Origin of the sequence: Rhizocola hellebori, from assembly GCF_016862955.1 — a bacterium.
GTDB lineage: Bacteria > Actinomycetota > Actinomycetes > Mycobacteriales > Micromonosporaceae > Rhizocola > Rhizocola hellebori.
In genome coordinates this window covers 1-15748 of sequence record NZ_BONY01000139.1, presented here as the reverse complement: position 1 = coordinate 15748, position 15748 = coordinate 1, and the positions used below count along the sequence as shown (strand labels likewise).

Here is a 15748-nt window from a genome sequence, read left to right as displayed (position 1 = left end):
CCATAGTGAACGGCAGCACCAGCCTGCTGTTCCAATCGGCGCCACAGGTGCCGCCTGCCCCTACCGGGTTGACCGGGGTGACGCCGACGGCTAGCGCGCCGGCGATGAGCTGGAATGCGGTGAGCGTGGCGGCCGGCTATCGGGTCTATCGCAACGGGACGCTGGTAGGGACGACGACATCGACCAGCTTTGTCGATTCTGGGTTGGCGGTTGCCGGGTCCTATACCTACACGGTGACCTCGGTCAGTGCGCTCAATATTGAGAGCCCGGCGTCGAACGGTCTAGTGGTGGCCTACACGACCGGGCCGATCGTGACGAATACGAGTGTCAGCCCGGGCACGGTTAGTGTGGGGCAGACTGCGGTGCTCAGTGCCACCATTACCGCCGACGTCGCGGCGGTGGTGGCGGCGGAATACTTTGAGGGCGCGGACCCGGGTGAGGGCCATGGCGTGGCGATGGCACTGTCCGGGAGCACGGCGAGTGCGACGCTGCCCGGCACGCTAAGCGTTGGCAGCCATGGATTTACGGTGCGGGGTAGAGACAGTCTGGGGAACTGGACGCGAGGCGGGCTGGGCACGGCCCAGTTGACGGTGACGCTGCCGGCGTTGAACGGGCGGATTCTCAATGGGGCCAACCAAGGGATAGCCGGAGTTCAGATTAACGTTATCGATCCGGTGAGCCATGCGATTGTGGCGTCGACGACCTCCAATGGGGCAGGCAATTATTCGGTCAGTGTGAGCCCGGGGATTTATGACGTGGTGTACACGCCGCCGGGGACGACCTACCTGCCGACGACGAAGACGGGGATCAACCTGAACGTCAGCGCGACCGTAGATGTGGTGCTGGTACTGCAGCCGACCACGTTCAGCGGGAAGGTCAAAGACAAGAACGGCCAGGCGATTGCCGGTGCCTCACTGACCATGCGCAATCAGGGCGGGCAGACGTTCACGACGACCTCGGCCGCTGACGGCACGTTCGCGGTGTCGGTCAACCCTGCAAGCTACTCGGTCACCATCAGTGGCACCAGGGCAGCGGCGCCGCAGGCGTTCGTGCCCACCAGTTTCACGTTGACCGGTGGCGCATTCGACCTTACCGGCGATGTCTATCAGGAGTTCACGATCAGCGCCTCGACGATCACCTTTACGACGAGGAGCGCGCTGACCCTGGCCCCGATCGGCCAGGCGGTGCTGAACGTGTCGACCTCGACCGACACCACGGTCTACCCGGGATCGGGCAGCTACACCGGCGGGTCGGGCTACACGGTCGCCACCGATAACGCCGGAGTGGCCGCGGTCGTGGTGCTGGACGGAACCCGTTACACAGTAACGGCATTGCCGCCGCCGAACTCCGGGGTGGTCGCCACCCTGTTCCCGCAAGCCGGGCCGGTCAACGGCGACATCGCGGTCAACCTGGACCTGACCGCCGACATCAAGCATTTCAGTGGGGTGTTCCTCGATCGTGCGGGCTCGGCGATCGCGGGGGCGACGGTCAGGCTCACCGGGCCATTGGGCAGCTTCCAAACGGTCACCAGTGCCACGGGCGCATTCGAGGTCGAAGCGGCGGCGGGAATCTACAGCCTGACCGTGAGCGGCAGCAGGCCCTCAGGCTCGGCGCTGCCAATCCCGGACTCCTACGGTTTCAGCGGCGGCACCATCAACATTTCGGTTGCAGATGTCACCAAGGAACTGCGTCTCGTGGCGGAAACCGTTACCGTGACTGCGCAAAGCCCGTTCGGCAGCGCCTTGGCCGGAGTGACTATCCAGCTGAACAGTGTGCCAGGCAACGCGGAGCTGTATCCGGGTGGCACCTTCGCCGCGATCGCCACGAGCACGAAGACGACGGACGCCAACGGTGTCGCGGTGCTCTATGTGACAAAGGATCTGGCCTACACCACCAAGGCCACGCCACCGGCCGGCAGCGGATATCTGGTGACCAACCTGCCCGCCTCCAGCCCGGTGACCGGCCCGGCGGCGTGGACGGTGACGCTGCAGCGCGACCTCAAGACCTTCACCGCGGTGGTGAAGGACAAGCTTGGCACCGCGATCGAAGGAGCTACCGTCGCGCTGGACGGCAACGAACAGGACCAGCATTACAGCGCTGTGACCAACAGCCTCGGCGCGGTGACACTTAATGTCGCGCCCAACGGCAACTACTCGTTGCGAGTCAACGGCACCCAGGCTGGTTCGCCTGCGGCGCTACTGCCCGACAACTACCTTCTTTCCACCACCACAAGCGTCACCGCGGACAAGACGCAGAATGTCACCGTCACCGCGGTCGAGCTTGACGTTCTGGCCCGCGACGACCGGCTTGCGCCCATACCGGGCGTGGCTATCGTGTTCTCCTCATCGGGCAGCCAGAACGGTTTCGCCGCTTCGAGCTCGGCGATCGGCCGCACCACCAACGGCACCGGGCATGCACAGCTGCGGATGCTGGCGGGCACCACCTACACCATCAATGCCGTGCCGCCGCCGGGTTTGGGTTACCTCAACACAACGTTCAACGGCACGTCGCCCATAGCGCAAGACGCTCAAACGATTATCGAATTCCAGAACCAGATCCCGCCGCCGCCGACCGGGCTCACCGCACCGAGCCCGACCAAGACAAGCCCGGCCCTGACCTGGAATCCGGTGGTCAATGCCGATCACTACAACATTTATCGGGGTACCACAAACATAGGCACATCAAGCACAACATCGTTCACTGACACCGGTTTGAGCACCGACGGAAACTACCCCTACCGGGTCAGCGCGGTGAGCGCCGCAGGCTACGAGGGCCCGAAGTCGACCGCGGCCAACGTGGTGTACGACACCACCGCGCCGATCGTCGGCGATCCGCAGCTGTCGGTGAATCCCAAGCAGGTGGGCCAATCCAGCGAGCTGAGCGCCACGGTCTCCGACGGGGCCGGCGCAGGCGTCGGCGGCGGTGAATACTTCATCGGCACCGCCGATCCCGGTGAGGGCAATGCCATCGCGATGACGTTGTCCGGCGCGACTCTCGTGGCCACCATCGGCACCGGCCTGAGCGCGGGCACCTATCCGATCGGCTTGCGGGCCAAGGATGTTCTCGGCACGTGGTCTACCGTGCGCACCATCACGCTGACGGTGAGCCGGCCGCTGCCGCCTTCGGCTCTCAGCGCGCCGTCGCCGACCAACGGCAACCCCGTGCTGAGCTGGACGGCGTCCGCCGACGCAGTGAAGTATCGCGTCTACCGTGACGGCATCAGGCTCACCGCCGAGCCGACCGCCACCACCTACACCGATCCCGGCCAGGGCAACGGCATTCACAGCTACAGCGTGACCGCCGTCAACGCGTTCGGCGATGAGAGCGACCACAGCAACACCGTCACTGTGCTCATCGACCGGATCGCACCCACCATCCACCCCACGGCCGCCCCGGGCCCCAACGGCCACGGCTGGAACAACACCTCGGTGGTGGTGACGTTCTCGTGTGACGATGACTCTTCCGGAGTGGACACCTGCACCGCTCCGATCACGTTGAGCGGCCAGGGCGCCAACCAGACGGCCACCGGCACGGTCACCGACCGCGCGGGCAACACGGCCAGCGCCACCACGATGCCCATCAACATCGATCTCACCAACCCGGCCATCACCCACACGGTCAGCCCGGCGCCCAACGCGGCGGGTTGGCACAACACCAATGTGACTGTCAGCTTCGCCTGTAGTGACGTTATTTCCCTGGTCGCCAGCTGCTCGGCGCCCATCGTGGTCACGGGTGAGGGCGCGGCGCAGACGGTCACCGGTACCGCGATAGACAATGCCGACAACAGCTCAAGCGACCCGGTGACCGTGAAGATCGACAAGACCGCTCCCGTGCTGGGCATGCCGGCGTGGTCGGTCAACCCGATGCCGCTGAACGGCAGCACCACGCTGACCGTGCCGGTCACCGACAACCTTTCCGGAGTCGCAGTGGGTGAGTACTACCTCGACTCCGATCCCGGCGTGGGCAACGGCATCCCGATGACGTTGAGCGGCAACACTCTGACCAAGGCCATCGGCGCCGGCTTGGCCGTCGGTGTCTACTCGGTGGGGATCCGCGCCCGCGACGTGGCCGGGAACTGGAGCCAGGCCGGGACGACAATGCTCGTCGTCTATGACCCGGGCATCCCGATCGGCATCACCGGTAAGAACAAGAAGGACCTGATTCCCAGGCTCGCCAACGGCGATGTCCTGCCGGGCCTCACCGGACAGAATCAGAACGACGCGGCAGAGTTCGGCTTTACCGTCGACTACGCCAACGGCGTGCTGGATCCGCGCAACGACTTCATGCTCACCTACCAGGCGGGCGGCCACAGCCTGAGCCTGAGCGCGACCGGCTTCGCCTGGCTGATCATCGACCAGACCAACAACTCGCGCGGCCGATTCCAGGGAACGGCAACCCTCATCGTGGACGGTGTCAGCACCACGAACCCGTTCACGGTGGAGGGCATCGACGGGGATCGGCTCCCCGGCAATGTCGACGATCACGTCACGGTCAAGGTGTTCGCCCCCGGGGCCAACCCGGCCACCGCCGCGGCGCTCTACCAGGCGTCCGGCTCGATAACGAAGGGCAACGCGGTACGGATTCGGTAACCCGGCAAACAACGGTGTCCCTCCCGCGATCGAGGCGGGAGGGACACCGTTTGTTTGCGGCGAAAGGGTTATGGCCTCGGGATGGCCACGGCTTCGAATGTGGTCGCGGGCGGGTTCGCGCCGAATTTGGCGTTGGGCAAGTAGAGCCGGCGGCCGAAGGAGGCCACCGTGGTCGGCACGTTGAACCGCGGGTCGGTGACCCGCTCCACGACCCGGGCGGAACGGCCGTCGGAAGCCAGCCGCAGCACGGCCACCGTGTTGAGGCGGTTCTGCACGGCGTAGAGCGTGCGGCCCTCTTGCAGCAGGCCGTCGCCGTTGGGCAGCGACTCGCCGGCGAGGTCGACGGTGGTGGTCACCCCGGTGGCCGGGTCGACCCGGAACAGCTTGCCGGTGTTGGATTGGACGATGATCAGGGCGCGGCCGTCGGGGGTGCGGCTGATCCCGTTGGCGTTGTTGACCAGCGGGTCGACCACCATGTCACCGGTCAGCGCCAGCGCGGAGAAGGTCGAGCCCAGCTGGCCGTGGCGGCCGATCGGTACCACGAAAAGGAAGGCCTGGCGGGAGTCGGTGAAGTAAGCGGCACGCGGGGTGAGCACGACATCGTTGATGAAGCTGGTGGCCGTGGTGAACTGGTAGCTGACCAGGATCTCCCCGGTGGAGGCGCTGACCACGCGGCCGTTACCGGCGTTGCCGCCGGCCACGAAGAGCCGCCCGCGGTCGTCGACCTTGAGCCCGACCGACGGGGTGCCCGGTCCGGGGGTCGGCAGCGGGGCGCCCGCACCGGTGACCAGGTTGGCGCGGTAGATCGATCCGTCAGCGCGGGATCCGAAGTAGGCGACCGGCCGCTCGCCGATGGCGATCCCCTCGGGCAGCCAGTTGTCTGGCAGCGGGATCAGGGTCGGAAACAGGTCTTTGCCATGGGCGCTGGCGCTTTCCGGGTTGATCAGGATGGTGCTGGCGGCCGCGGCCGCGAGTCCGGTGAGGGCCTGACGTCTGTTCATGGGCAATCCTTCCGGTTACATAGCTATGGCTATCGATAGCCGTTTTATGAACACGTACCCGGGGGTGGCCTGGTTCAACAGAGGATCTTGAACAATGGGCAAATTAACAGATTCGCCTGCTTATGGTGCCGAAGGCGCGCCGAGGGTTCGCAGCACATGCTCGAGGTACTCGCGCCGCTGCTGCTTGGTCTGGAAGGTCAGCTCCGGGGTGGAGTGGGCCAGCTGCGCGTGGCCGAGATAGGCGCTGTAGGCCAGCATCGCCCGCAGCTTCGCCTGATGCGGATCGAAGCCCATGCTGCGCAGCACATCGACGGTCAGCCCGATGCGGGCCCGGGTGACCCGGGACAGCACAGGCTGAACGGACGGGTGTTTCGCATTGGCCATCAGCGCCGGGCCGACGGCATCCTGCTCGGCCAGCGCGATGACCCGGGTGACCAGCATGCGCAGCCGGGCCGGCGGGTCGTCGGGAGCGTTGTTGATTTCACCTATGACGACGGTGGTGGTCTGCTCCTCCCATTGCCCGAGCGCGGCCTGCAGCAGCGCCTCGCGGTTGACGAAGTGCCAGTAGAAGCTGCCTTTCGTCGTGCCGAGCCGGGTCGCGAGCGGCTCGACGGCGACCGCCGTCAAGCCGCCTTCGGCGATCGCGGCGAGGGCCGCCTGGATCCAGTGATCACGGGTGAGCCGGGCTGAGGTGCTGTCCTTGCGTTCGGGCACAACCATACGCTAGCGTACGGCCAACCATACGGTTGCGTATGGAACGGGAGGAATGATGACCTACGATGTGATCGTGGTGGGGGCCCGGGTCGCGGGCGCCGCGACCGCGATGCTCCTGGCCCGGCGCGGCCTGCGGGTGCTCGCCCTGGATCGGGTGGCCTTTCCCAGCGACACCATCTCCTCGCACCAGGTGCAGCTGCCCGGAGTGGCCCTGCTGCACCGGTGGGGGCTGCTCGATCAGATCCGCGCCTCCGGCGCGCCGCCGACCCGCGAGGTCCGCTTCGACACCCCGGAGGTGGTGCTGCAGGGCCGGTTCCCGCAGCACCAGGGAGTCGATGCGCTCTACAGCCCACGGCGCACAGTCCTTGACAGCGTTCTGGTCGAGGCGGCCCGCGCCGCGGGCGCGCAGGTGCGGGAGAACTTCCGCGTCGAAGAGCTGGTGTTCAGCGACGGCAGGGTGACCGGCGTACGCGGCAGCGAACGCGGCGGATCATCCATTGTGGAGTCAGCGAGCCTGGTCGTGGGTGCGGACGGCAAACACTCCATGGTGGCCGCCGCGGTGGGCGCCGCCAGTTACCGGCAACGGCCGGTGCGCGCCTTCGCCAGCTACACCTACTGGTCCGGAGCGCCGATGATCGGTGGGGCGATATACCAACGGCCGCAACGCACGGTCGCCGTCTTCCCGACCAATGACAACCTCACCATGGTCTATGTGTCCGCGCCCCTGGCCGAGTTCGGCACGTTCCGTGCAGACATCGAGGGCCACTACCTCAAAACCCTCGACCTGTGCGGGGACCTCGGCGACCGCATCCGGGCGGCCACCCGCGCCGAGCGCATTCGCACCACGCCCGATCAGCCCAATACTCTCCGGCGGTCACACGGCCCCGGCTGGGCGCTGGTGGGCGACGCGGGCGCGGTGATGGACTCCATCTCTGCGCAAGGCATCAGCAACGCCCTGCGCGACGCGCAGCTGCTGGCCGACGCCATCGCCGCCGGGTTCGACGGAACCAAACCCATGGCTGCCGCGCTCGCCGACCATCAACGCCGCCGGGATCGCGCGATCATCCCCATGTACGACTTCACCACCGGGCTGACCAGATTCAGGCCGAGACTCGTCGAGACCGCCCTGCTCGCCTCGTTGCAGCGCAAACCCGGTGAGGTCGACCGGTTCCTCGGCGTCATCGCGGGCGCTGTTCCGCTCGACCGCTACTTCGCCCCCGCCAATGCGCTGCGCCTGCTCGGCCTGCGCGGCTTGGCCCGCCTTGCCCGCGGCCGGGTTTGAAACTCCGCGAACCAGGTCGGCTACGACTCTTAAGGCCCGGCCGAGGACGAGGTCCGGCAGATGTCCGTAGCCGATGACGAGGGCCGGCGGCGCTGCGGCCGAAAAGTGGTATGGCGCAAGGGTTTCGACGCGTACGCCGTGGGCGAGCAGCTCTGCCGCCAGGCGTGGCGCGTCCGTGCCGCGTGGCAGGCGCAGCACCGCGCTGTTGACCGTTCCGCGTACGGAGTCCCGCTGGCCGAGCGGGGCCAGGACGCGGTCCGCGATCTGACGTTTGGCGGTGTAGAGCCGGCCGAGCCGATGCATCAGGCGCAGCACGGTGCCGTCCTCCAGAAGCGACTCCACGGCGAGCTGGGTGATGTGCGGCGGCTGCTCTCCGCGTTCCTCGATGAGGTCCGCGGCGGCAGCGGCGACGTCGCGTGGCACTACGGCATAACCGAGCTGAAGGCCCGGCGTGAGCAGCTCACCGAAGCAGCCGATCAGCGAGGACCTGTCCGCGGCCAATGTCGAAAGGCGGGGCATTCCGCTCAGCTGCGGGCGCAAGACCGTGTCACAGGCCAGCTCGATGAGGTGGCGGCCGGAAACCCGATGCGCCCATTGCGCTGCGGCTGCCCGCCGGCCGGCGGAGAGGATGCGGCCGTGCGGGACCTGTGCGTCCGCGCTGATCACGATGGCCCGGCAGCCGCGCGGTGGCTCGTGCACCCTGGCCCCATGCGCATCAACCGCCAGCGCCGCCGGGGCGGCCGTCAGCGCTCGGCGCACCGCCGGCGCGCAGGGCTCTTCGACGGCCACGGCGGAGCCGGTCAGCCCGAGCGCCGCCAACACCAGCCGCAGCCCGTGCTCCCGGCCGCTGGTGACTATGACCTCCTTGTCGCCTAAGGCGATTCCTTGGGTACGCCACACATGCTCCGCAATACCCCGGCGCAGCCGGGCCAGCCCCAGCGGCGGCAGCGGCCTGGCCGGGGGACGCCGGAACCCCGCCCGCCGCCACGCGGCCCGCCACGACTGCAACGGAAACGCTTCCGCGCTCGGCTGACCCGGCCGCAGGTCCACATAGGACCGGCCACCCGCCGCCTGCACCCGCACCTGCTCCTCCGCCCCGCCGGCCACGTAGGTGCCGGATCCGAGCTGGCTGTGCACGCAACCGCGGGTGAAAAGCAGCTCGTAGGCGGCGATGATGACGCCGCGGGAGACGCCGAGCAGCGCGGCGAGGGAACGGGTGGAGGGCAGCTGGGCGCTGGGCGCCAGCAGCCCGCGCTCGATGGCGGCACCGACCTGACCGGCGATCTGTGCGTGCAGCGGCTCGTCGTCGTGACGCGCCACGGTGATCGGGATCGTCAGCGTGGATGGGGGTCGCATGCCTAAAGGTCTAATGAGCACAGGTTGTCACCGGGTTGCCCGCGGGCTGTGGCGAAGCTGTGGTGTTGCCGCCGGTTTGTCGGATCACTGCTATTCGTTTATATCCACGTGACACTATGCTTCCCGCGATAGCTGATTTTGTGGCACTTTTGGCGGCTATCGGGGAGGTGGGTCGTGCTGAGCGCGCAGGTCCGGGTGCTGGGACCGGTCGAGGTCGTCGGGCCGCACGGTCCAGCCGCACTGGTGGGCGCCAAACAGCGCGCGGTGCTGGCCTTGCTGGCGCTCAATGCGGGCACGGTGGTGCCGCAATGGCGGCTGGTGGACGCGCTGTGGGGCGATCCTCCACCCCGGACAGCGGTCAAGTCGCTGCAGAGCCACGTGGCCCGGGTGCGCCAGGCGCTGGCCGTCTGCGGTCTGCCCGAGGTCCTGACCACCAGGGAATCCGGTTACGCGCTGATGCTGCCGCCGGACACCGTCGATGCGTGGCGTTTCGAGCAGCGGGTCCGCCAGGCCCGGGAGAACCTAGCCGACGGGGTGATTACCAAGGCCGCCGACCATCTGCGCGATGGCCTGGCGCTGTGGCACCACGATGTGGCGCTGGCCGACGCCGAGGTGACCGGCTGGGCCGAGGCCGAGCTGGACAGGCTGTCGGAAGTGCGTCTCACCGCGCTGGAGGATTGGTGGGATGCTCAGCTACAGCTGGGCCGCCACGACACCGCCGTCGGCGAGCTGGACCGGCTGCTGGTCACCCATCCCCTGCGCGAACGCCTGGTGGGGCTCTACATGCTCGCCCTCTACCGGTGCGATCGCCACAACACCGCGCTGCAGGCCTATCACCGGCTACGGGCTCGGCTGGCCGACGAGATGGGGGTCGACCCCGGGCCCGACCTGACCCGGCTGCACACGCTGATCCTGCGCCGCGACCCGGCCCTGCGCCCGCAATCGGGCGGCCCGGCCACCGTCGCCACGGTGAGCGCGGCGCAGCCCGCGGTGCCTCGGCCGGCTCAGCTGCCGGCTCGGGTCGGTCACTTCACCGGGCGTGTCCACGAGCTCGCCACGCTGGACAGGCTCATGAATCGGTCCACTGCCGACGGTGCGGAAAGCGAAGTACAGGTGGCCGTCATCTCGGGACCGGCGGGCATCGGCAAGACCGCGCTGGCCGTGCAGTGGGCGCACCGGATGACCGACCGGTTCCGCGATGGCCAGCTCTTCGTCGATCTGCGCGGGCACGAGCCGGAAAGCGCGCTCTCCCCCGCCGATGCGCTGTCGCATATGCTTCGCAGCCTCGGTGTACCGGCCGACCGGATTCCCACCGAGCCCACCGAACAGGCCAGCCTGTACAGATCCCTGTTGCACTCCAAGCAGATCCTCATCCTGGTCGACAATGGCGGCACGGCCGAGGATATCCTGCCCCTGGTCCCGGCCGGCTCGGCAAACCTGCTCGTGGTGACCAGCCGCCACACCATGGCCGCGCTGGCCACGCACCACGCGGTGTGCGCGATCGGGCTGGAGGTGCTCGACGACGGCGACGCGATGTCGTTGCTGACCAAGCTGGTCGGCCCGGCCGCGGTGCAGCGGGAGCCCGCCGCCGCCGCGGAGCTGATCCGCCTGTGTGACCGGATGCCTTTGGCGATAAGGATTGCCGCCGCCAAGCTGTGCACCGGCATCGGCACCGCCGACGCGGCCGGGCGTCCGCTGGGCACCCTGGCCGGCGAGCTGGCCGGGGCCAACCGGCTCGACGCGCTGGCCATCGACGGCGGGTCCCGAAGCGTACGGGCCGTGTTCGCCAGCGCCTACCGCGCGCTGCGCCCGGCCTCCGCCCACCTGTTTCGCTTGCTGGGCCTGCATCCCGGCACCACGGTCTGCCTGCAGCTGGCCGCCGCGATGGCGGATCTGCCTTTGGCGCTGGCTCGTGAGGTCATCGGCGAGCTGGTCAACGCCCACCTTGTCACCGAGGTCAGCCCGGGGCGGTTGAGGCTGCACGATCTGATCGCGCTCTTCGCCCACCAGTGCGCCATGGCCGAGTGCAGCGCCCCGGCCCGCGAGGAGGCCACGGCGCGGATGCTCGACTGGTACCTGGCCGTGGCCGCCGAAGCCAACCGCATCATCGACCCGGGCCGCGACCGGGTCACCCCGGCCCTGCGGTTTGCCTTGGCACAGCTGCCTTTCCCGGCCGAGCCCGAGCCGGCGCTGGCCTTCCTGGAGTCCGAACGCGCCAACCTGCTGCCGGTGGCCAGATTCGCGCTCCAGCACGGGCACACCGACGTGCCGTGGCAGCTCACCTATCTGCTGACCGGCTTCTACGACTCGTGCGGGCATTGGCTGGAAAGGGTTCTGCTGTGCCATCTCGGGGTGGCCGCGGCGCAGGCGGGCGGCGACCCGGCCACCGAGGGCCTGATGCGAAGCGCGCTGGGCGTGGCCTACATCGCGATCCGCCGCTTCGACGAGGCGCTGCAAAGCCTTTACGAGGCGCTGCCGTTGATGCGCTCCAGCGGCGACATGCGTGGCGTGGGACATGTGCACAACAACATCGCGGCCGCTTACAGTGGCCTGCGCCGGTTCGGTGAGGCGGTCGACGCGTTCCGCGAGGCGCTGGAGGTCCACACCGCGCACGGGCACCGGCTGGGCATCGCGCTGGCGCTGAACAACACCGGGCATACCTACGTGCGGATGGGCAAGCCCGAGCTGAGCTCGCGTGACCTGACGATGGCGCTGCAGATCAGCCGGGAGATCGGCAACCGCAGGCTCGAAGCCGCCGCGCTGCACAGCCTCGGCGAGGCCGATCTGCGCGGTGGCGCAGCCGAGGGCGCCCTGGACCACTTCGGCGCGGCGCTCGCCGTGTATCAGGAGATGGGCGATCGCCAGTACCAGGCAGAAACCTTGCACGGCATAGGTCTTGCCTATCTGACCCGGGGGGAGCCGGCGACCGCCACCGGCCATCTGCACCGGGCACTGACGCTGGCACACGAAATCGCCGACCCGCATCTGGAAGCCATTGTCCGGCATGCGCTGGCTCAGGCCTACCTCAGCGCCGGGGAGCTGGCCGCCGCGCGCACCCAGCTCGACCTGGCGCTGGCAGCACGGGTGTGGGTTCCCGACACCTACGAGGAGGCCAATCTGCACCGCGACCTCGGCGAGCTGGAGCAGCGCTGCGGCGACCCGGAAAGCGCCGCCTACCATTGGGAGCTGGCGGTGCGGCTCTACCAGAAGGTCAACGCCACCGATGAGGCCGACGAGCTGGCCGCGCGCCTGACGTGACGCGCGGCCGGCTTCGGGCCGTTGCTACTTCCCGCCCTTGGGCGGAGCACCGTCCCGGATGATGATTTCCGCTTTCTCGGTACCGATAATGGCGCCCTGAGCCGAGTCGATGGTCACCAGGAACCACTCCTCGTCCTCGCGTTCCTTGTCCGCGATGATCTCCAGGGGCACGTCCACGCTCAGTTTTCCGGCCGGGATCCGGAACTCGATCCCCTCGAAAGCGGTGTAGTCGCCAGGGGCCTTGGCGGTGCCGTCGTGGGTCGACATCCGGAAGGTCACGTCCTCCTTGGACAGTTGCGACAGCTCCACGGTGACGAACCAGCTGGTGTCCGGGGCCTGCCGCTCGTAGCAGATCGTGCCGTCGGTGATGACTATTTCCGGCCACTCGTCGGCCTGTGCCGCGGGCAACGGCAGCAGCGTGTGCGTGAGGGCCGCCGCGAGGAGGGCCACGAGCGCGGCCAATCGCCTTCGCGCAGTTGTCATTGCGATCATCCTTAAGTCTCGTTCGATCGTCGTGCGCCCACCGTGGCAGATCCGGGTTGTGGCCGGGCTGTGGAGCGCGATCGCGGCCCGATTGTACAGGACCACTGCTGCCCCAACTCCGGCCAGTAGTGGTCCTATCCGCGGTTGTCGACGTCATCCCAAGCTGAAGCCAGGCGGGTGCTCGAGCACTCGCCACCAAGCTCCAAGGGAGGTAAGCGAAGTGAGACTCAACGCATCGCCGAAGCGGTGGCGCTGGGCGGTCGGGCTGGTGGTGGCCTCGGCCATCGGCATCACCTACGCCGCACAGGTCGCCTCGGCCGGCCCGGACACCAGCGGCTCGGCGCCCACCTTCACCGCGGTGGAAATCACCGACGCGGTGATCTACCGGGAAGGCCCGGCCGCCAAGCTGCTCGGCGAACTGGAACGCCCCAACATCGAGTGGACCGAGGACGTCAAGAAGAGCCGGGAGACCATCGCCAAGGCCCTCGAATCCGATGAGCGGTTCGGCCAGTCCTACGCCAGCCGGATGCAGAGCGGGGATCCGGTGCAGATCGGCAACGCACTGGACGACCTGGCCAAGTTCTCCCGTGAGGCGATGAACAAGGTGCTGGGCAAGGACAATGTCGACCGGGCGATCGACGCGGCGGGCGAAGGCTCGCTGGGCCGCGCGCTGGTCTGGCACACCTGGGTGTACATCTACAAGTACATCGTCTTCCTGCGCTATGTCGTCATCGCCTGGGCCGCTGAAATCAAGGACGTCAGCTCCAACGGGCGCCTGCCCGATGAGCTGACCATCCGGGCCATCGCCGTGAACCTCAACGCGCGAGGCTAGGAGACACCAGGATGGATACCAGCAGCGCGGCGGGGCAGGCCAATCAAGAAGATCTGCGGCTAGGGCGCAGGCTCGTGACGACCGGGGCGATCGCTCTCGTCTTCATGGCCTACGTGCTACACGCCGCGCTGCCGGCCACCCCGTTCGGCCTTCCCTTCGAGCAGAAGCGGATAGTCCAGACCGTCCTTCCCGAAGGCTGGGCGTTCTTCACCATCAGCCCGCGTTCCCCCGACGTCGTCGTCTACGGCACCGGCCCGGACAACGCCTGGCATCGGCTCACCGTCAACGCGCACAGCGGCTCGGGCGCTCTGCTCGGCCTCAACCGGCGCAACCGGTCCCAGGGCACCGAAGTGGCGCTCGTCGCCAATCAGGTGCCGCCCGAGGTCTGGTCGGCATGTGACCGGGACCCACTGGACTGCCTGAGCACCCTGACCCCGCAACGCACCGTCGCCAACTTCGCCACCCAGCAAACGCTTTGCGGCGAAGTCGGCATGATCATGCAGGAGGTACTGCCATGGGCCTGGCGGGATCTGCCAACCACCATGCCGTCGAAGGTGGTCCGGGTGGTGGTGACATGCTGACCGCTCTTGGGCGCCGGGCTCGACCGGCCATGGCCAACGCGCCGTGGGGCTCCGGGCTCGGTCTGGCCAGAACCCTTATCGCGCTGGGAACCCTGGGCACCCTCCTGGCCACCTCACCGCGCACGCTACTGGCCCCGCTGGCCGACGGCACCCTGCCGCCGACTTGCAGCGACCTGACCAAGTTCGGGCTGTGGTGCGTGCTGCCCGGCGGCCACGGCGAAACGGCACGCTGGCTGTCGATCGCGGTCCTCGTCGTGGTCGCCGCGGGCTGGCGGCCCCGGTACACCGGAATCGCGCATTGGTATGTGGCATGGAGCCTGATGGCCAACGTCTCCATTTTGGACGGTGGCGATCAGGTCACGACCGTGCTTACCCTTTTGCTGGTACCGATCACCCTCACCGATCCCCGGCGCTGGCACTGGCAGGCCATGCCGCAACGCGCTCCCGGGCTGAGCCGGGTGGTCGCCTACACCGCACTGATCGTGGTACAAATCCAGATCGCCGCCATATACCTGCACGCCTCCGTGGCTAAGCTGGCCGTGCGCGAATGGGCCGATGGCACCGCGATGTTCTACTGGCTACGCCATCCCACCTTCGGCGCCTCCGGCCTGGCTCGCCCCATCGCCGAGTTCCTCACCGATTCCCCGGTCGGAGTGGCGATGATGACCTGGTCATCGATAGCCCTGGAATTCGCCCTGGCCGTAGCGCTACTGCTGCGCCCACCGTTGCGGCGCTGGCTATTGTTGGCAGGCCTGGTTTTCCACGGCCTGATCGCGTTGAGCATGGGCCTGATCAGTTTCAGCACCGCGATGAGCGGCGCCCTGTTGCTCTACCTGCTCCCGATCGGCCACCAGCTCGTCATGCCGGCCTGGGCGCTGGCGATATGGGCACCGGTCAAGCAACGCCTCGCACCCGCAACCTCCAAAGTGTCCTATGTAGACGGAATATAGAACGCGGACTGGGCCCGGACCTTTCGGGTCCAGCTCCTCTTGCCACCATCGAACATCTGTGCGACTTGTGGTAGGCTTCGATGCATGGCTGCGGGGGCGGTTTGGGCGTTGAACGGTGATGAGCTGTCCGCCAAGCTGTTGAATCTGTGGCAGGCCAAGCAGTCGATTGTGGCCGAGATCCTGACGGTGATCCGGGAGATCGATGGCCAAGATGTTGCTCGCCGGGAAGGTGCTACCAGTCTGCCTGTGTGGCTTGGTGGCAAGCTGCGTCTCAATCAGGGCACGGCGCGGCAGATGGTGGAGCTGGCCCGGGTGTTGGACACCTCTTGCCAGGCCACGGCTGCGGCCTTGGCGGATGGTGTCATCAACCAGCGGCAGGCTGAGGTCATCGCCAAAACCGTTACCGGCCTTGCCGATTGCGGGCCTGCTATTCAGGGCGAGGTAGAAAAGGCCCTGCTCGCCGACGAATGTGTGGTGCTGGCTCCGGCTCAGCTGGCCATCGCCGCCGACTATGCGGTCGGCCTGGCCGCGCCAGAGCTGGCAGAGGAGTTGCTGCGCAAGCGGCTGGCGGAGGGCGAGAAACGCGCCGCGCAGGATCGGGCGCTGACGCTGTCGCCGTTCGGTGACGGCACCGGCCGTACCCGGTTGACCGGCGTCCTGGGCACGGAAGCCGCCGCGATCATCAACGCCGCCATGGACCCG

At 67.8% G+C, this 15748-nt stretch carries 10 protein-coding genes and 1 pseudogene; 7 read left to right on the top strand and 4 right to left on the bottom strand.

What is annotated here, in order from left to right:
• Positions 1-104: 104 nt before the first annotated feature.
• Positions 105-4589, top strand: a complete 4485-nt coding sequence (locus tag Rhe02_RS47830) for a beta strand repeat-containing protein (RefSeq protein WP_203915246.1) — start codon at positions 105-107, stop codon at positions 4587-4589.
• Between the two features lie 68 nt (positions 4590-4657).
• Here Rhe02_RS47830 and Rhe02_RS47825 read toward each other — a convergent pair whose 3' ends face one another.
• On the bottom strand, positions 4658-5590 hold the full coding sequence (locus Rhe02_RS47825; RefSeq protein WP_203915245.1) for an SMP-30/gluconolactonase/LRE family protein: 933 nt from the start codon (positions 5588-5590) through the stop codon (positions 4658-4660).
• A 120-nt stretch (positions 5591-5710) separates the two neighbouring features.
• Complete coding sequence (locus Rhe02_RS47820) at positions 5711-6304, bottom strand: TetR/AcrR family transcriptional regulator (RefSeq protein WP_203915244.1); 594 nt, start codon at positions 6302-6304, stop codon at positions 5711-5713.
• 52 nt (positions 6305-6356) lie between these two features.
• Between Rhe02_RS47820 and Rhe02_RS50410 the strand changes: the two genes are divergently transcribed.
• Complete coding sequence (locus Rhe02_RS50410; RefSeq protein ID WP_239124546.1) at positions 6357-7586, top strand: FAD-dependent oxidoreductase; 1230 nt, start codon at positions 6357-6359, stop codon at positions 7584-7586.
• Positions 7587-8702: 1116 nt separating this feature from the next.
• Here Rhe02_RS50410 and Rhe02_RS50405 read toward each other — a convergent pair.
• A pseudogene (locus Rhe02_RS50405) lies at positions 8703-8942 on the bottom strand (GntR family transcriptional regulator); the annotation flags it as partial.
• 174 nt (positions 8943-9116) lie between these two features.
• On the opposite strand from Rhe02_RS50405, the gene Rhe02_RS47810 reads away from it, so the two are divergent.
• Positions 9117-12200, top strand: a complete 3084-nt coding sequence (locus tag Rhe02_RS47810; protein ID WP_203915242.1) for an AfsR/SARP family transcriptional regulator — start codon at positions 9117-9119, stop codon at positions 12198-12200.
• A gap of 24 nt (positions 12201-12224) precedes the next feature.
• Here Rhe02_RS47810 and Rhe02_RS47805 read toward each other — a convergent pair whose 3' ends face one another.
• Positions 12225-12683: a Calx-beta domain-containing protein gene (locus Rhe02_RS47805; protein ID WP_203915241.1), complete on the bottom strand. Its 459-nt coding sequence runs from the start codon at positions 12681-12683 to the stop codon at positions 12225-12227.
• Between the two features lie 220 nt (positions 12684-12903).
• Here Rhe02_RS47805 and Rhe02_RS47800 point away from each other — a divergent pair, with 220 nt between their 5' ends.
• The 4 genes from Rhe02_RS47800 to Rhe02_RS47785 all read left to right on the top strand — a co-directional run.
• Complete coding sequence (locus Rhe02_RS47800) at positions 12904-13515, top strand: sporulation delaying protein family toxin (protein WP_203915240.1); 612 nt, start codon at positions 12904-12906, stop codon at positions 13513-13515.
• Positions 13516-13526: 11 nt separating this feature from the next.
• Positions 13527-14096: an SdpA family antimicrobial peptide system protein gene (locus Rhe02_RS47795; protein WP_203915239.1), complete on the top strand. Its 570-nt coding sequence runs from the start codon at positions 13527-13529 to the stop codon at positions 14094-14096.
• The gene (locus Rhe02_RS47790) at positions 14090-15046 is read left to right on the top strand and encodes a sporulation-delaying protein SdpB family protein (RefSeq protein WP_203915238.1); all 957 of its coding nucleotides are present in this window, start codon (positions 14090-14092) and stop codon (positions 15044-15046) included. The genes Rhe02_RS47795 and Rhe02_RS47790 overlap by 7 nt, the downstream gene beginning before the upstream one ends.
• 84 nt (positions 15047-15130) lie before the next feature.
• Positions 15131-15748 (top strand): DUF222 domain-containing protein (locus Rhe02_RS47785; RefSeq protein WP_203915237.1); only part of this gene is annotated, 618 nt, incomplete at its 3' end.